The 17599-nt window shown below is 70.3% G+C and carries 13 protein-coding genes and 4 pseudogenes; 8 read left to right on the top strand and 9 right to left on the bottom strand.

What is annotated here, in order from left to right; all coding sequences use genetic code 11:
• From ACWCYO_RS36990 to ACWCYO_RS36970, 5 genes and pseudogenes are all read left to right on the top strand, one after another.
• A pseudogene (locus tag ACWCYO_RS36990) lies at positions 1-207 on the top strand (potassium-transporting ATPase subunit B); the annotation flags it as partial.
• Between the two features lie 16 nt (positions 208-223).
• Positions 224-859 carry a K(+)-transporting ATPase subunit C gene (gene kdpC / locus ACWCYO_RS36985; RefSeq protein WP_270140952.1) on the top strand — a complete coding sequence of 212 codons (636 nt, stop codon included), beginning with the start codon at positions 224-226 and terminating at the stop codon, positions 857-859.
• A 129-nt stretch (positions 860-988) separates the two neighbouring features.
• Positions 989-3565: an ATP-binding protein gene (locus ACWCYO_RS36980; protein ID WP_449786673.1), complete on the top strand. Its 2577-nt coding sequence runs from the start codon at positions 989-991 to the stop codon at positions 3563-3565.
• On the top strand, positions 3562-4236 hold the full coding sequence (locus tag ACWCYO_RS36975) for a response regulator (RefSeq protein WP_270140948.1): 675 nt from the start codon (positions 3562-3564) through the stop codon (positions 4234-4236). Before ACWCYO_RS36980 ends, ACWCYO_RS36975 begins: the two co-directional genes overlap by 4 nt.
• A 578-nt stretch (positions 4237-4814) precedes the next feature.
• Positions 4815-6182, top strand: coding sequence for a hypothetical protein (locus ACWCYO_RS36970; protein WP_449786672.1), 1368 nt, complete (start codon positions 4815-4817; stop codon positions 6180-6182).
• A gap of 31 nt (positions 6183-6213) precedes the next feature.
• On the opposite strand, the gene ACWCYO_RS36965 is transcribed toward ACWCYO_RS36970, so the two are convergent.
• The 5 genes from ACWCYO_RS36965 to ACWCYO_RS36945 all read right to left on the bottom strand — a co-directional run bounded on the left by ACWCYO_RS36965 (position 6214) and on the right by ACWCYO_RS36945 (position 8968).
• Positions 6214-6594, bottom strand: a complete 381-nt coding sequence (locus ACWCYO_RS36965; RefSeq protein WP_270140945.1) for a hypothetical protein — start codon at positions 6592-6594, stop codon at positions 6214-6216.
• A 32-nt stretch (positions 6595-6626) separates the two neighbouring features.
• Entirely contained in the window at positions 6627-7223 is a 597-nt protein-coding gene (locus ACWCYO_RS36960) for a hypothetical protein (protein ID WP_449786671.1), read from the bottom strand.
• A 150-nt stretch (positions 7224-7373) separates the two neighbouring features.
• Positions 7374-7550, bottom strand: a complete 177-nt coding sequence (locus tag ACWCYO_RS36955) for a hypothetical protein (protein WP_449786670.1) — start codon at positions 7548-7550, stop codon at positions 7374-7376.
• A gap of 409 nt (positions 7551-7959) precedes the next feature.
• A complete protein-coding gene (locus ACWCYO_RS36950) occupies positions 7960-8721 on the bottom strand; it encodes a hypothetical protein (protein WP_449786669.1) in 762 nt (253 codons plus the stop codon).
• A 109-nt stretch (positions 8722-8830) separates the two neighbouring features.
• Positions 8831-8968 carry a hypothetical protein gene (locus tag ACWCYO_RS36945; RefSeq protein WP_449786668.1) on the bottom strand — a complete coding sequence of 46 codons (138 nt, stop codon included), beginning with the start codon at positions 8966-8968 and terminating at the stop codon, positions 8831-8833.
• Between the two features lie 343 nt (positions 8969-9311).
• Here ACWCYO_RS36945 and ACWCYO_RS36940 point away from each other — a divergent pair, with 343 nt between their 5' ends.
• From ACWCYO_RS36940 to ACWCYO_RS36930, 3 genes are read left to right on the top strand one after another with little or no spacing between them, the layout of a single operon-like run.
• Positions 9312-9779, top strand: coding sequence for a hypothetical protein (locus tag ACWCYO_RS36940; RefSeq protein WP_270140937.1), 468 nt, complete (start codon positions 9312-9314; stop codon positions 9777-9779).
• A 17-nt stretch (positions 9780-9796) separates the two neighbouring features.
• Positions 9797-11917: a hypothetical protein gene (locus ACWCYO_RS36935; protein ID WP_270140935.1), complete on the top strand. Its 2121-nt coding sequence runs from the start codon at positions 9797-9799 to the stop codon at positions 11915-11917.
• Positions 11914-12981, top strand: a complete 1068-nt coding sequence (locus ACWCYO_RS36930; protein ID WP_270140933.1) for a hypothetical protein — start codon at positions 11914-11916, stop codon at positions 12979-12981. Before ACWCYO_RS36935 ends, ACWCYO_RS36930 begins: the two co-directional genes overlap by 4 nt.
• A 300-nt stretch (positions 12982-13281) precedes the next feature.
• On the opposite strand, the pseudogene ACWCYO_RS36925 reads toward ACWCYO_RS36930, so the two are convergent.
• The 4 genes and pseudogenes from ACWCYO_RS36925 to ACWCYO_RS36910 form a co-directional block, all read right to left on the bottom strand.
• Positions 13282-13887, bottom strand: a pseudogene (locus ACWCYO_RS36925) (response regulator); the annotation flags it as partial.
• Between the two features lie 65 nt (positions 13888-13952).
• Positions 13953-16506, bottom strand: a pseudogene (locus ACWCYO_RS36920) (ATP-binding protein).
• Positions 16507-16677: 171 nt separating this feature from the next.
• Positions 16678-17295, bottom strand: coding sequence for a K(+)-transporting ATPase subunit C (gene kdpC, locus ACWCYO_RS36915; protein ID WP_449786667.1), 618 nt, complete (start codon positions 17293-17295; stop codon positions 16678-16680).
• A gap of 13 nt (positions 17296-17308) precedes the next feature.
• Positions 17309-17599, bottom strand: a pseudogene (locus tag ACWCYO_RS36910) (potassium-transporting ATPase subunit B); the annotation flags it as partial.

Genomic DNA, 17599 nt, shown 5'->3' with positions numbered 1-17599 from the left:
GCGATCACCTCCGCGATCGTCTTCAACGCCCTGGTCATCATCGGCCTGATCCCGCTCGCCCTGCGCGGCGTGAAGTACCGCCCGTCCGACGCCAGCTCACTGCTGGCCCGCAACATCGGGATCTACGGCGTCGGCGGTCTGGTCGTCCCCTTCATCGGCATCAAGCTGATCGACCTGATCGTCCAGTTCATCCCCGGCCTCAACTGAGAAAGGAGCCACCGCAATGTCCAAGCCCCTGCCCGCCACCGTGCGGACCCACTTCACCGCTCTGCGCGTGCTCCTGGTGCTCACGGTGATCCTCGGAATTGCCTACCCGCTGCTGGTCACCGGGATCAGCCAGGTCGCGTTCAGCGACAAGGCCAACGGCTCGATCGTGAAGTCCGACGGCAAGGAGGTCGGCTCCAGCCTGCTCGGCCAGAACTTCAACCTGCCGAAGAAGAACCCGGACGACCCGAAGGAGGACCCGGTGCCGGACCCGAAGTGGTTCCAGCCCCGGCCCTCCGCCGCCGGGACGGGCTACGACCCGTCCTCCTCCAGCGCCTCCAACCTCGGCCCGAACAGCGACGACCTGCTCAAGGCCGTCAACGACCGGCGCGCCGCCGTCGCCGCGTTCGACGGCGTCGACCCGGCGAGCGTGCCGGCCGACGCGTTGACCGCCTCCGGTTCCGGCCTCGACCCGCACATCTCGGTGGCCTACGCCAAGGAGCAGGTCAACCGGGTCGCGCAGAAGCGCAACCTGCCGGTGGAGACGGTCGCCAAGCTGGTCGACAAGTACACCGAGGGCCGTTCGCTCGGTTTCCTCGGTGACGAGGGCGTCAACGTCGTCCTCCTCAACAAGGCGATCAGCGAACAGAAGTGATGACAATCCGTCAATCTGCCAGGTGATGACACCGACCCGGGCGCGGGGAGCACCCCCCTGCTGCCCGGGTCGGTCGTCCATGTCTGCGCACCACCAACCTGCTGGCGACACAAGGAAAGAGCAGTGCCCATGGCCCGCGACCTCACCCCCGGCTCCGGCATCCGCAGGGGCCGACTGAGGGTGTACCTCGGTTCCGCCCCGGGGGTCGGCAAGACCTACCGGATGCTGGACGAGGCCCGGCGCAGACAGGAGCGCGGGGCCGACGTCGTGGTCGGGTACATCGAGTGCCACGGCCGCCGCCACACCGAGGCCATGACCGAGGGGCTGGAGGTCCTGCCGCGGGCCCACCGCTCCTACCGCGACGCCGAGTTCGAGGAGATGGACCTCGACGCGGTGCTCGCCCGCTGCCCGTCCGTCGTCCTGGTGGACGAGCTGGCGCACACCAACATCCCCGGCGGGCGGCACGCCAAGCGCTGGCAGGACGTCGAGGAGCTGCTCGGCGCCGGGATCGACGTCATCACCACCGTCAACGTCCAGCACCTGGAATCGCTGAACGACGTCGTCCAGAAGATCACCGGCATCCCCCAGCGCGAGACCGTCCCGGACGAGGTGGTCCGTCGGGCCGACCAGCTCGAACTCGTCGACATGGCCCCGCAGGCGCTGCGTCGGCGCATGGCCCATGGCAACGTCTACAAGGCGGAGAAGGTGGACGCCGCGCTCTCCAACTACTTCCGGGTCGGCAACCTCACCGCCCTGCGGGAACTCGCCCTGCTCTGGGTGGCCGGGCGGGTGGACGAGGGTCTGCGCGACTACCGGGCCAGCCACAACATCGACCGCGTGTGGGAGACCCGCGAACGCGTCGTCGTGGCGCTGACCGGCGGCCCCGAGGGCGAGACGATCATCCGCCGCGCCGCCCGGATCGCCGACCGCACCGCCGGCGGCGAGCTGCTCGCCGTTCACGTCTCCCGCAGCGACGGCCTGGCCGGCGCCTCGCCCGGTGCGCTCGCCCAGCAGCGGCAACTGGTGGAGGACCTGGGCGGCAGCTACCACGTCGTGGTCGGCGACGACATCCCCACCGCGCTGCTCGCCTTCGCCCGCGCCCACGACGCCACCCAGCTGGTGCTCGGCACCAGCCGCCGAGGCCAGATCAACCGCTTCCTCACCGGCCCCGGCACCGGGCAGACCACCGTGGACGCCTCCGAGGACATCGACGTCCACATGGTCACCCACGAGTTCACCGGCCGCGGCCGACTGCCCTCGCTCGGCCGCCGCCACTCCAAGCGCCGCACCATCGCCGGGTTCGCCTCGGGTTTGATCGTGCCCGTGTTGCTCACGCCCGTGCTCTCACAGTTTCACGCCCAGCTGAACCTGACCACGGACGCGTTGGTCTTCCAGCTCGGCGTGGTGTCCGTCGCGTTGCTCGGTGGGGCGGTCTCCGCCGTGGTGGCGGCCGTCGTCGCCTCGGTGCTGCTGAACTACTTCTTCATCCCACCGGCGCACGATCTGACCATCGGTGAGACGAACAACATCGTCGCCCTCCTGGTGTTCGTCACGGTCGCGCTCGCCGTCTCCACCGTGGTCGACCACGCCGGCCGGCTCACCACCCGGGCCGCCCGCGCCACCGCCGAGGCCGAGACCCTCTCCACCCTGGCCGGCAGCGTGCTTCGCGGCGCCGACGCGCTGCCCGCCCTGCTGGAGAAGTCCCGTACGGCCTTCGGCATGCAGACCGTCGCGCTGCTCTCCCGCTCCGACGGCGAGGTGCTCGCCCACTGCGAGACCGAGCACCCGGACGACGGCGAGGGGCCGTACGAGACCACCGAGGTCCCGGTCGGCGCCGACGCCGTCCTGGTGCTCACCGGCCGCCGGCTGCCCGCCGCCGACCAGCGGGTGCTCACCGCCTTCGCCGCCCACGTCGGCGCCGCGCTGGAACGTGACCGGCTGGCCGTGGTCGCCGCCGAGGTCGAGCCGATCAAGGCCGCCGACCGGATGCGCACCGCCCTGCTCGCCGCCGTCAGCCACGACCTGCGCACCCCGCTCGCCGCCGCCCGCGCCTCGGTCGGCTCGCTGCGCAGCCCCGACGTCGAGTTCTCGCCCGAGGACCAGGCCGAACTCCTCGCCACCGCCGACGAGTCACTGGTCAAGCTCACCCGACTGGTTGACAACCTGCTCGACATGAGCCGCCTCCAGGCCGGCGCCCTCACCCTCCATTTGGCGCCCATTTCACTGGAGGAGATGCTGGTGCACGCCGTGGACTCGTTGTCCGACCCGCAGGCGCCGGTCCAGCCGCTCGACCTGGACACTGCCCCGCCGGTACTCGCCGACCCGCCGCTGCTGGAACGCGTCCTCGCCAACCTCATCGCCAACGCACTGCGGCACAACGCCCCCGGCGCGCCCGTCCTGGTCACCGCCAGCCACCACGCCGACCAGGTCGAGATCCGGGTGATCGACCGCGGCCCCGGCATCGCCCCCGAGGACCGCGACCGGGTCTTCCTGCCCTTCCAGCGCCTCGGCGACACCGACAACACCACCGGCGTCGGCCTCGGACTTGCCCTCTCCCGCGGCCTCGCCGAGGCCATGGGCGGCAGCCTGGACGTCGAGGACACCCCCGGCGGGGGCACCACCATGCTCCTCGTCCTGCCGACAGCGCCGTCCACGGGGCACGAGGAGCCCGACACCCTTGAACTGGAGAGGAACGCGGACCGGTGAGCCACATCCTCGTCGTCGACGACGAGCCGGCGCTGCGGCGCACCCTGCGGATCAGTCTGCAGGCCAGACACTATTCGGTGCTCACCGCAGCCACCGGTCAGCAGGCGCTGGACTCGGTGGGCCGGTCCTCGCCCGACGCCGTCCTCCTGGACCTAGGGCTGCCGGACTTCGACGGGGTCGACGTGATCCACGGCATGCGCTCCATGTTGGCCGTGCCGATCATCGTGCTGACCGGGCGGGCCCAGATCGAGGACAAGCTCCGCGCGTTCGACGCGGGCGCGGACGACTACGTGACCAAGCCGTTCGTGATGGACGAACTGCTGGCCCGGCTCCGCGCTGTGCTGCGTCGGCCCGCCGAACCCGAGACCTCGCCGTCGACGCGGATCGGGCCGAACGCCGTCGACCTGGAGGCAGGCACGATCACCGGCCCGGACGGCCCGATCCGGCTGACCCCGACCGAGTGGAAGATCCTCGGCCTCCTGCTGGCCAACCCCGGGAGACTGGTACCCGGGCAACAGATCCTGAGCGAGGTCTGGGGTCCGGACGCGGCGAACCAGAGCAACTACTTGAGAGTCTTCTTCTCCAGCATGCGCCGGAAGCTCGAACCCGACCCTGCCCGGCCGCGCCATCTGATCACGGAGCCCGGGATCGGCTACCGGTTCCAGCCCTGAACCAGGTATCCGGGACGGGCGAGACTCGCGTTCCGCGTCGGCGCCCGCTCCTTCCGGCCTACTGCCTGACCTACCGCGAGGACCGGAAGACGCTCGGCTGGACCTGCGAGGGGTCCGCCGAACAGCAGTGGACGATCAGCCACTGAGAGCCAGTAGCCCCGCACGCTCCGTGCGGGGGCCGCGTACCTGGCCGGATCCTGTGTGAATGCCTCGTCAAGATCGTCCTCGGCCGCGTCAAGGACGCGTCAGAGCGGGCGGACGGATGTTCGGCCGCACCTAGTGTGAGCTGCGAGGAAACGGTTCGCCGCCCGGGCGTGGGGCCTGACGGCGAACCGTTTGCCGAACCCCGACCCCCGGCGGGTTCCTCCGGGCAAGGTTCGGCGGCCAGTGAAAAACAGGGGAGGGGGCGCGCGGCGATGCCAACGGGAACGTCGGGCGGTACGGCTGTCGTGGGGAAAACGGTCGCGTCGGAGACAGCGCGACAGGAGACAGCCCTACCACTCCCCGCGCCGCGCGCCCCCCGTCACCGGCCCGGCCGGTCCTGGCGCACCCGGGCCTGGTGGAACACTCCGCGCCTGGTGCGCGCCCTCGCCGGGCTCTGCCTGATGACGCTGCTCGCCGCCGGTGCCACGACTGCCACCGTCCTGGGCGGCGCCCGGGACGGCACGGACGTGATTGGCCACCGGGCCGCCCCTCAGGTGGTGCGTTCGGCCGACCTCTACTTCGCGCTCAACGACATGGACGCCCAGGCCGCCAATCTGCTGCTGTTCGGCGCCGATCCGGACTACGCGGCGCTGCGCAAGGCGACCCTGGACACCTACGAGCAGCGCCGCACCCAGGCCGACACCGACCTGCAGCGCGTCACGGAGGCGGTGGCCGGTGACGCGGCCGGGCAGCGGGCGGTGCAGACCGTCATCGGCGAACTCGGCCGCTACGAGGCCCTGGTGGCCCGCGCCCAGCTGCTGGAGGACCAGGCCCACGCTTCGGCTGGCCGCCCCTCGGCGGACGCCCTCGCCGCCTATCGGCAGGCCACCGACCTGCTGCGCCAGCAGTTGCTGCCTGCCGTCGACGAGGTGACCAAGGCCAACGCGGTGGTCGTGGAACGCAACTACACCGACCAGCGCGATGCCCTGGCGGGCGGCTGGTGGGGGATCCTGGTCACCGGTCTGCTCGCGCTCGCGGCCCTGGTCGGCCTGCAGCGCCTGCTGGCGGTGCGCTACCGGCGGCTGGTGAACGTGCCGCTGGCCGTCACGACCCTGCTCACCCTCGCCGGACTGGTCACCGCGCTGACGCTGGCCTCCCGGGTGGACCACCAGCTGGTGGTCGCCAAGAGTAACTCCTTCGACTCGGTGATCGCCCTCAGTCGGGCGCGCGCGGTGGCGTACGACCTCAACGCCGACGAGAGCCGCTACCTGACCGACCCCGCCCGGGCGGCCGCCTACGAGCAGAGCTTCCTCGACAAGACCCAGTCCTTCGCCCGGGTCGACGGCGCCACGCTCGCCTCGTACAGCGACAAGCTCGCCGCGCTGGCCGACCGGCACCGGGCCGACCACGGCCAGGTGGGCTTCGGCGGCTACCTCGGCGACGAACTGCGCAACATCACCTTCGCCGGCGAACAGGAGGCGGCAGAGCGGGTGCTGGCCGCCTTCCAGCAGTACCAGCGGGACGACCGGAAGATCCGCGAGCTGAACGCCCAGGGCAAGCTCAAGGAAGCGGTCACCTTCGACACCGGCACCACCCCGGGCCAGTCCAACGCCGACTTCGACGTGCTCAGCACCGCCCTCGACGACACCCAGGCCATCAACCAGCGGGCATTCGACGGAGCCGTCGCCGCCACTGACGACGACCTCGACGCCACCACCGCAGGCCTCGGCGCGGCGGCCCTGGCGGCCGCGCTCGCCCTGACCGCACTGGGAGTCCGGCCCCGCCTGCGCGAGTTCGCCTGACCGGGAGGCGGAGGCCAGGCGTCGGGACGTCTCAGGCTTCGTCCGGCAGCGGCAGCGAGAACTCGTACCCGTGTTCCGATGCCCCTTGAAGGAAGACGAGCCTCACGGTGAGCCGGTCGGCCTCGGCAGCGACCGCGGGCTGCCCGGAGATGGTGCCCTGCGTCCGTAGTCCGTCGGTGCTCAATCCGTGGGCGCCGCCGTAGTCGGTGTAGTGGTTGCCGAGGTCGTCGGTGGCCTCCAGCCAGAGGAACAGCGGCGGCGCGGCGGGGGAGACGGGAGGGACGTCGTTCGGGAGGGGCGGGGTGATGGAGTACGTCACGGTGAACTCCTCCGCCGTTCGGGTGAGGGAATGGACCGTCAGTTCGTACTGCCTGTCCAGGACCTCGATCCGCTGCTTGCCGACGTCGTGCATCGCTGTATCCCTCCTCGTCTTCCGCCGGCCGGTCAGGCGCTGCCGGGCCTCGGGACCTGGCAGGTGATGTAGCGGTCGGCCGCGGTGTTCGGCTTGGAGCCCTTGAGGAACCAGTAGAAGGTGACCTTGTTGCCGGTCTGGATGGTGCCACCGCCACCGCCGCCGATGAACTGGTAACTATTAAGGCTGCCGTGGAAGTTGTACCAGTTCGGCTCGGTGTGCGGGTGGTACGGCGGGTTGATGGCGCGGCCGTTGATGTAGGAGTACGGCATCGTCACGGTCACGGTCGGCCCGAGCGCGCCCTTTGCGGTGTTGGACAGCTTGAAGCTCCAGGCCAGCGTGCCACCCGATGAGCGCTGGAACTGGACGGTGGACACCGCGTGCGTCCAGGTGCCGGTGCACAGGGTGTCGGCCGGGGTTCGGAGGTGGACCGCGAGGGCGCGGACGGCGGCGCTCTCCGCGGTGAGGCCCTCGCTGGCCGCGACGGTTCGGAAGCCGCCGCCGTTGGCCTGATCGTCCGGCGCGGCCGCACTCGCCGGTGCGGCGCCGACGGCCAGCAGAGCGGCGGCGGTCGCAGCGCAGAGCGCGGTGACGGTGACGGTGAGGCGGGAGACTGTGCGGGAAGCCATCGAATTCCCTTCAGCGCAAGTGTGGTTGCGTGGTCCGCTCCACCCTTGCCGCCTGGTTGCGCCGTGTGCAAGGCGGCGCGACGTCAGGGGCCTGTATGGAAAGCGCAGGCGAGGCTCCGGATCCGCAGGAGCCAGGGGAATCGCGGCGCGCTAATGATCCGTTGTGTCGTCGAGCAGCTTCCAAGGGCTCGCAGGCAAGGCCAGCTGAACGCACAGATCGCTCCAAGGCCGGGCTTCGTGGCCGTCGGTCCAGCGGAGATAGCCATTGATCATCTGGAACAGGTCGTATCGCTTGGCGCTGTGGGGAACGAGCGCCTGGTCATCCACTTCCAGCAGGTCGCGCCAGTACGGAGCAGGCCAGGTGTCAGAGGCAGGGAATTCCTCTAGCTGGGAGAACTCACGGAACAGTCATATTCGTCCGTCCTCGGCGATGAATTCCACATACATATTCTGGCCGCCTCCAGACGCTCGGCTGGCGAAGCGTGAAACCGGAGTCTTGCCGGGAAGGCTGATGTGAATGGGGTCGGTCATCGGAACAATATGGGCCGCCTCTGGACTTGGTGTTCATCGAATGGGAGGGGCATAGTCGGGTGCCGCGGTCAGTTCGGGCCAGGGAGGGTCTGGCGCTGGGCACCTGGTGCAGCAACACGAAGGCAAGGCGGTCCGCGCTGGAGGAGATCGACCCATGGTGATGCCCCGGCCCGGTGGGCCCGTGGGTCCGCTTCCTCGTGTGCGCTCAGCGCCGCTCGCCCGCGTCCTTCCGGGCCGCGCTCTTCTCGGCCTGGCCCTTCTCAACGAGGATCGGCATGACGGCCGCCAACAGGCCGAACAAGAGCGACAGCACCAGGCCGACCGCATCCGGCATGCCGCCCAAACCGCCGGCCTTCTCCATCGCGTGGGAGTGCGCCCAGCCGATGACCATGATGAACGCGAAGCCGCCGATCAGGAGGGTCGGCAGCACCAGCAGGACCGACTGCGTCCAGCCGACGTCCCAGCGCACCAGCAGCAGGAGCGCCGCGCCGTAGGTGACCCAGATCCCGGCCAGGCCAAGGTGGTTGACGTGCGGATAGGCGAACCAGACGGTGGCCAGGGCGAGTAGCGTGCAGACCACCGAGAGCAGCTTGACCAGCGGCCCCAGCCTCTGTTGCTCGGCCGGAGATTGGTCCTGCGGTGCGCGCTCGGCGTGTCGGGACACCCAGCTTGGCACTCCGTCGGGCCCGCGCTCGATCACCTGCCAGGGCCCCACGGACCGCGCCACCTCGGCGGCCTGCTCGGCCTTGACCGCCGGGTACTTCGCCTTCAGCAGGTCGAACAGCACGGTGTCGCTCGGTGCCGCCGCCAGTTCGGCGCGCATCTCGGCGAGTTGCTGCTCCACGGGCACACCCTCGCACTGCCGGCGGAGCCTGCGGACCGTGATCAGCCGGTAGAGCCACCACAGGTTGCCGAGGCCCACCAGGCCGAGCAGGACCATTCGCACGTCCAGCAGGAACCGCATCACGCCGAACCTCCTCTCGCCACCGGCCGAACACCGGCGGCCTCCCGCCGCCGGCTGAACACCGCCGTCAGCCGAACGCCTGCCGGACCCGCTCCTCCAGGCCGGTCGGCGGCTAGGCCGCCGGCGCCGGTACGGCGGGCGGTGCCGCCTCGGCCGGGCGCGGCGCGAGCAGCGACAGGTTCCGCAGGGCGGTGCCCACCACCGCCGCCCAGTGGTCCCAGTGCTGCCGGTGTTCGGTGCTGAGCGTCACCAACACCAGGTGCTGCCTGGCCGGAGCGTCGACGCCGCCGGGCTCTCAGCTGCCATTCCGCCCGCGTGAGGTACACCAACTGATGACGTGACAACTGATCCTAAGTCACTGTCAGTTCGCCTCGATCCCGAATGGCGTCAAGATTGCATTACTGATTTCGGCGCTTCGGGAAGGGCTCCGGTTCGGGCCTGCAGCCTCTTGACGAACCCTTGACAGAGATCGTCTGCGAATCCGCAACCGGGCCCCGTGAGAGTGCGTCAGCATGCAAACGGAGGCTGCTGATGGGGCCTCCTCCCGCAGAGGCGGTTCGCACTTTTCTCACTTGAGGGGGAGTCGCACACACATGGTCAGCCCGCAGTTCACCACCGGGCCGGTCGCCCCGGCCACCGCTCCCGGCCGGACCGGCGGTACCAACGAGGGCCCGGCGCCCGGCAGGCTCGTCCTGGCCGGCGGTGCCGGCAGGCCCCCGTCTCACCCGGCCCCCGGACCGGTGACTACCCGCCTGGACACCCCGTACGAACTCGGTGCCTCGGCCGGGGCCGCCCGGCAGATAGCCACCGATCTGAACAGCACCAACGGCAAGGCCGGGGCCGGTGCGCACAGCCTCACGGAATACGCGAGCACCGCGGCGACGAAGGTCCGCGGCTTCGCCTTCGGCGGCGCCCTCACTGACAGCACCGAACGTTGGCTGCAGCAGTGCACGGCTCTGCACGACCGGCTCGATTCCGCTGCCGCCAACCTGGACCGGTCCCAGCAGGGGTACCGCACCAACGAAACCGCGACCGCCGCCAACCTGACCGCGGGCGCCTGAAGGGGGATTTCGGGCACATGGTGTCCTTCAAAGAACTGCACGAGGCGGACTTCTCCGGGATCAGCGACGCCGCCGACGCGTGGTCCGGCGTCGCAAAGTCCCTCACCTCACTGGACGACCGGGTCACCAAGGACCTCACGCCCACCGCCCAGCGGGCCGGCTGGGAGGGCACGGCCGCCGACGGCGCGACCAAGGTGCTCCAGGGCATCGACGGCGACTTCAAACAGGCCTCGAAGGTCGCCACCGCGCTGGCCTCGATCATGAAGGCCGCCGCCGAGGACTTCGCCGCCGCCCGGCGCGAGCTCGACACCGCGATCCACGACGCGCAGACCGACAAGATGACCGTCACCGCGGACGGCGTCGTCAACTGGACCCTGCCGAAGGAGGCCCGGAACGACACCGACAGCGCGACACTCGCGCAAGAGCTGAGGACCAAGGCCGAGGCCATCCAGACCCGCCTGACCAAGGCCGTCGAGAAGGCCGCTGGCGCCGACCAGCGGGCCGCCGCCGCGCTCCGGGGCGACATCGGCACCAGCACCACGTCCTTCAACCCCGCTCCTTACGGCGGCGGCCCGGTCGCCGACGCCAACCGGGCCAAGACCCTGCTGGCCAAGGCCGACGACCTCACCCCTCCGGAGCTGAAGAAACTCCAGGACCTCCTGGCCGCCAACGCGGGCAACAAGGACTTCGCCACCACCCTGATCAACGGTCTGGAGTACCACGGCAAGACCGGCCAGGACGCCCTCCTGGCGTACAGCGGGATCTATGACGGCCTCGCCCACGGCAAGCGCCACGCCCACGACTTCCAGGCCGTCCTCGACGGCCTGTCCGTCTCCCTCGCCACCGCCACCCACGACGGCGGCATGGGCAAGGACTGGGAGAACCAGCTGCTGGCCGCCGCCCGGCGCCGCGACGGCGCCGACGGGTACAACACCAACTACCCGGCGCTGACCGCCCTGATGGGGGCCAAGGGAACGTTCGACAAGGCCTTCCTGCTCAAGGTCGGCAACGACCTGGTCGACTACGAGCGCGGCAGCAAGGACAAGGGCGAGGACCTCTGGGGCCCGAAGTGGACCGGCCGCCCCTACCAGACGGACCCGATGGGCGGCCTGACGAACGCGCTCAGCCGCAACCCCGAGGCGTCGAAGGACTTCCTCGACCCCGGAAAGGGCAAGAACCTGGACTACCTGCTGCACGAGCGCAAGTGGCCCGACCAGGAGAAGGCGCAGAAGGCGCCCTCCGAGCAGACCGCCTCGCGCACCGCCTTCGGCTACGCCCTGGAGGCGGCCACCACCGGCCGCGATCCGCACGGCGATCAGCCCGTCGTCCGCCCGCACGACAGGGTCATGTCGCAGATCATGGACGAGACGATGAAGTCGTTCGCTGGCTCCGGCCCCGGGGACAAGACCTCCCTTCCCGCCGGACTCCGCCGGCCGATGGCCGACATGATCGCCGACTACGCCGCGGACATGCACGAGATCCTCGGCAAGGAGAAGCTGTACGGGCCTTCCCAGCCGGACGGCCTGACCGTCACCTCCGACCAGCTTCTGCGCCTCATCCGAGGCGCCGCGGAGGACCCGTCGTCCTACGCCGTCATCCACAGTGCCGAGACCCAGGAGATCGCCCACCGGCTGGACCAGCTCGACCGCGACGCCATGACGCCCGACGTGACGGGCCGCGCGAAGCCTCGACTGGAGTCCCTCGTCCACCACTCTGCCGCGACCCTCGGCGCGCTGGACGCAGTGTTCGCCGACGCGGCGCTCGACCATGCGGACGCCGACAACAAGACCGTGGACTGGCAGGCGAAGATGACCTATCACGCGATTGGCGGGGTCGTGGGCTTTATCCCGGAGTTCGGGGATGCCGCGCAGCGCTTGGTCGACGTCGGGACCTCGATGTGGGCGGACTCCGCCAAGGGAGAGATCGACACCCACCTCAAGGGCAACCTGAGCTCCCACTTCTCGGCCGGACGGCAGCAGCTGGACGCGATGCTCAATTACAAGCTGGTCGAGTCCGGATACGACCACTTCGCGCTGGACGGCGACGGCAGCGTCCCCGATCAGCTCAAGCGAAGCGCGGGGAGCGCCTACAACACCGGGATCGACAACACCTACCGCACCGTGTTCGGCAGGGCGTGAGCGCCGTGGAAACCGACGAGAAGAACGAGCCGGCCGACGAGCTCGACGGGGCGGGCGGTCTACGCGAGCTCACCCCGGGCGCCCTCCGGGCGTGGTTGGTGGTGGTGCTCGCCCTCGCCTCGATCGGGGCGGGAGGGTTCGCGCTGAACCGGCTGACGAACGTCGGCGGGCCGGACAGCGTGTGCGATGGGGTGGCTTCGGCGGACCAGGTGCACGACCTCCTGGGGTCAGGACGGATCAGTGAACACAAGGACCAGCGCTACTCGCTGACGGAGAACTGGAGCGGAAACAACTGCGACGCCACCGTCAGGTCCGGCCTGTTCGAGACCTCCGAGAAGACCGTGCACTTCACCATCCGCCGCGGCACCGATGACGGCCCGGCCGAGTTGGCCGCGTCGGACGCCCGGCTGTTCCCCGGTGGCTCGGTCACCCCGACGGCGGCGTGGGCCGTGCTCCCCGAGGGTTGCGACAAGGGTGTGCGGGCCGAGGTGACCACCTACGAGGAGGGCCACGACGTGAAGGGCCACGACGAGGAGCGGGCCCGCTTGGCCGTGTCGTTCGCCAACGCGACGGCCAAAGCGCGCGCGTGCGGGGACCGGAAGATCGCGGCACCGAAGAGCCTGTCGGCGAAGGGGGCCGAGACGGACCCGGACTGGGCAAGCCTGTGCGGACTGCCCGGGTTCGCCCCGGCCAAGGACCCGAGGATCCCGAGCACCCCGGTGACCTTCCGGCAGCAGGTCACCACCGCCTCGGACCCGATCTGGTTCTGCACGATCACCGATGGGTCGTCGTCCCTGAGCCCGCAGATCTTCGCGATCACGACTGAGCCGCAGGCCACCACCGTGGCCAGACGGCCGAACGACAACACAGGCACCGTCGGGCGGGCCCAGTGGGTCGCGCACGGGACGCTCATCGCCACCTGCCGGGGCAAGGACGTCTACTTCACCGTCATGGGTGGGTCCGACCCGTCCTCCCGCACACGGTTGTTCCCCGACCAGGACGGCCTGGTACGACAGTTCCTCACCGTCGGCGGCAAGGCGATCGGCTGCGAGCCGATCCTCTAGCTCTGGCTATAAAACTGCCGTACATCGGTGGCACACGGATCTCCGACTATGACGGATTCCTGCCATGCCCGCTTCATCGCAACAGCAGCAGGACTGCCAGGCCCAGCGACGCCTGGCGGTCCTGCGGCACGCCGAGGAAAATGGGTGGTCACATGCAGCCTCTGAGCAGGCAAAACGTCGAAGTCCTGCTGGAGTACCAGGCTGTCGAGGCCGGCCCGGAGGCGGATGCCAAGCGCGCCGCTCAGCTGGCCGCCAAGGGCAACAAGCTGACCGGCCCCGGATCGGGGTCCCGTGGGCGGGTCAGGGCTCGTAGCGGTAGCCCATGCCAGCCTCGGTGATCAGGTGGCGGGGGTGGGCGGGGTCGGGTTCGAGCTTGCGGCGCAGGCCCGCGAGGTACACGCGCAGGTAGTGACGCTGCTTCTCGGCGGTTGGGCCCCAGACCTCGCGCAGGATCTGCCGGCCGGACACCAGGTGGCCCGGGTTGGCCAGCAGGAGGGTGAGGATCTTCCACTCGATGGGGGTGAGCCGGACGGGTCCGGACGGTCCGGTGGCGGTGGTGGCGTCCGTGTCGATCTCGTACTCGCCGATCCTGGGGTTGTGCTCGCGGACGAGGCGGGACGGCCTGCGCAGGACGGCCCGCAGCCGGGCGAACAGCTCGTCGGGGTCGAACGGTTTGGTGACGTAGTCGTCGGCGCCGGCGTCGAGGGCGCGGATCATCTCCTCGGGCTCGGTGCGGCCGGACAGGACGATGATCGGCACGTCGAGGTGGGCGCGCAGGTGCCGGAGGACGTCGATGCCGTCGAGGTCGGGAAGGCCGAGGTCGAGGAGGACGGCGTCGGGCGTGTCGCGTTCGGCCGCGTCGAGTGCCGCCCGGCCGCTGTTCGCGGTGAGGACCTCGTACTGGCGGGCGCGGAGGTTGAGTTGGAGGGTCCGTAGCAGGAGTGGATCGTCGTCGACCAGGAGGATGCGGTTCACTGCTCCTCCTCGACCGGTGTGGTGGCGTGGGGTTCGTCGACGGCAGCGGGCAGGGTGAGCAGCATGGTGGTGCCGCCGCCGGGGGTGTCCTCGACTTCGAGGGTGCCGCCCATGGCTTCGGCGAGGCCGCGGGAGAGGGCGAGGCCGAGGCCGACGCCGGTGGTGTTGTCGGTGTCGCCGAGGCGTTGGAAGGGGAGGAAGACCCGGTCGCGGTCCTCTGGGGCGATGCCGGGGCCGCGGTCGACGACGCGGACCTCGACGTGGTCGGCGTGGCCGCTCGCGGTGACCAGGACGGGCGCGCCGGGGGCGTTGTGCCGCAGTGCGTTGGCGATGAGGTTGGCGAGGACGCGTTCTAGCAGGGGCGGGTCGGCGAGCACGGGCGGGGGCGGTGTCGAGGTCGAGGGGCTGGACGGCGGCGTCCGGGTCGGCCAGGGAGTCCATGGCCCGGGGCAGTACCTCGTCGAGCTGGGTGGCTTCCAGGTTGAGGGTGAGTGCGCCGGCCTGGAGGCGGCTCATGTCGAGGAGGTTGTCGACCAGTGCGGTGAGCTTGAGCAGTGACTCGTTGGCCATGGTGAGGAGTTCGTCGCGGTCGGCGGGTGCGAACTCGACGTCGGGGCTGCGCAGTGAGCCGACGGCGGCGAGCGCGGCGGCGAGCGGGGTGCGCAGGTCGTGGCTGACGGCGGCGAGCAGGGCGGTGCGCATTCGGTCGGCAGCCTTGATCGGCTCGACCTCGGCGGCGGCGGTGGCGAGGCGGTCTCGTTCCAGTGCGGCGGCGATGTGCGCGGCGAAGGCCGTCAGGACGCGTTGGTCGGCGGCGGAGACCCGGCGTCCGGCCAGGATCAGCAGCGCGTCCGGTCCGGTCGGCAGTTCGGTGACGGTGCGGTCCGCGGCCGGTTCGCCGTCGGTATCGCTGCGGGCGATGGTGCGGCCGCTGCGGTCGAGCAGGGCGACGGAGTCCAGGCCGAATGCGGTGCGGGTCTTGTCCAGCAGGGCGGGCAGGGCGTCGGCGCCGCGCAGCACGCTGCCGGCCAGGGTGGAGAGGGCCTCGGCCTCGGCGGTGGCGCGGGCGGCTCTGGTGGTGAGGCGGGCGGCGTGGTCGACGACGGTGGAGACGGTGAGTGCGACGATCGCGAAGACGATCAGGGCGATGAAGTTGTTGGTCTCGTCGATGGTGAAGGTGTGGACGGGCGGGATGAAGAAGTAGTTGAGCAGCAGGGAGGCCACCAGCGAGGCCAGCAGTGCCGAGGTCGCACCGCCGAGCAATGCCACTGCCACGACGCCGAGTTGGAAGATCAGTGCGTCGGTCGTGAGGTTGACCGAGGTGTGGAACCGGGACAGTACGGCCGTCAGCAGCGCGGGCACGATCAAGCCCGAGGCGAACCCGGCGATGGTGCGGCGCCTGGAGTGGCGGCGACCGAGCGAGGGCAGTCGGCCGCGGCCGGTGAACTCGTGGGTGACCATGTGGACGTCGATGTCCTCGGAGGCGTCCACGGTGGTCTGCCCGGTGCCGGGGCCGGTGAGGAAGCGGTTGATCCGGCCTCGGCGGCTGGTGCCGAGCACCAGCTGGGTGGCGTCGTGGGCGCGGGCGAAGGCGAGCAGCGCGGTGGGGATGTCGTCGCCGACCACGACGTGGTAGCTGCCGCCCAGGTCCTCCACCAATTGCCGCTGCTGGGCGAGCGCACCGGGCGAGGCGCCGGCCAGGCCGTCGCTGCGGGAGACGTGGACGGCGAGCAGCTCGCCGCCGGCGGTGCGGTCGGCGATCCGGGCGGCGCGGCGGATGATCGTCTCGCCCTCGGGGCCGCCGGTCAGCGCCACGACGACGCGTTCGCGGGTCTCCCACACGCGGTCGATGTTGTGGGTCGACCGGTAGTCACGCAGGCCCTCGTCCACGCGCCCGGCCACCCACAACAGGGCGAGTTCCCGAAGTGCCGTCAGGTTGCCGACCCGGAAGTAGTTGGACAGGGCCGCGTCGACCTTCTCCGCCTTGTAGACGTTGCCATGGGCCATGCGTCGACGCAGCGCCTGCGGGGCCATGTCGACGAGTTCGAGCTGGTCGGCTCGGCGGACGACCTCGTCCGGGACGGTCTCGCGCTGGGGGATGCCGGTGATCTTCTGGACGACGTCGTTCAGCGATTCCAGGTGCTGGATGTTGACGGTGGTGATGACGTCGATCCCGGCGGCGAGCAGTTCCTCGACGTCCTGCCAGCGCTTGGGGTGCCGACCGCCGGGGATGTTGGTGTGCGCCAGCTCGTCCACCAGGACGACGGCCGGGCGGCGGGCGAGCACCGCGTCGAGGTCCATCTCCTCGAACTCGGTGTCCCGGTAGTGTCGGCGGACACGGGGGACCACCTCCAGGTCGTCGAGCATCCCGGCGGTGTGCTTGCGCCCGTGGGTCTCGATGAAGCCGACGACCACGTCCGCGCCGCGATCCCGCCGCCGGTGCGCCTCGTCCAGCATCCGGTACGTCTTGCCGACGCCGGGAGCCGAGCCGAGGTAGACCCGCAGCCGTCCGCGGCGGTGCACGGTGCCGGGGGTGAGGTCAGGGGACATGGGCGTTGCGCTTTCTGACGAAGGGCGGCCGGTATGGGCGTGCTGTCGACTTCCACGCGGAGAGGTGAGGTGCCCCCGCTGGACGGACGGGGAAAGCGGGCGACCGACCCGGAAGCGGCAGGTGTGTCCACCGCGCCCGGGTCGGTCCCGATCCTCAGTGTGCCGAGGAGATCACTTCGCCTCGCTCACGGCCTTGTTCAGCAGGACGACATTGACGCCTTCCTGACCGAGGAAGCCGAGCGAGCGGCCCTCGGTGTACTTGCCGATCAGCTGGTTCAGCGTGTCGGTCGGGATGTTCCGTTCCCTGGCGACCCGGTCGACCTGCTCCTTGGCGTAGGCGACGGAGATGTGCGGGTCGAGGCCGGAGCCGGAGGCGGTCAGCGCGTCGGCAGGCACGCTCGCCGGGTCGACGCCGTCGAAGGCGGCGACGGCGGCGCGGCGGTCGTTGACGGCCTTGAGCAGGTCGTCGCTGTTCGGGCCGAGGTTGGAGGCGCCCGAGTTGTCGCCTGCGTAGTTGTTGGCGGAGGGCCGGGGCTGGAACCACTTCGGGTCCGGCACCGGCTCCTCCTTCGGGTCATCGGGGTTGGTCTTGGGCAGGTTGTAGTTCTGGCCGAGCAGGCTGGAACCGACCTCCTTGCCGTCGGACTTCACGATCGAGCCGTTGGCCTTGTCGCTGAAGACGGCCTGGCTGATGCCGGTGATCAGCAGGGGATAGGCGATGCCGCACAGGACGGTCATCACCAAGAGCGCCCGCAGCGCGGTGAGGTGGGTGCGCACGATGGTGGGCATTGTTCTCGTTCTCTCAGCTCAGGCCGGGGATGAACTGGACGATCAGGTCGATCAGCTTGATCCCGATGAAGGGGACGACCAGGCCGCCGACGCCGTAGATCCCGATGTTGCGGGCCAGCAGGGAACTGGCGTCGGACGGGCGGTACTTCACGCCGCGCAGGGCGAGCGGGATCAGGCCGATGATGACCAGGGCGTTGAAGATGATCGCCGAGGTGATCGCGGACTGGGGGCTGTGCAGGCCCATGATGTTGAGGTGGCTCAGGCCCGGGTAGACCCCGGCGAACATCGCGGGGATGATCGCGAA

It is taken from the genome of Kitasatospora sp. NPDC001683 (genome assembly GCF_053596495.1).
Note: the sequence above shows the minus strand (reverse complement) of the source record. Positions and strands in the feature narration are given on the sequence as shown.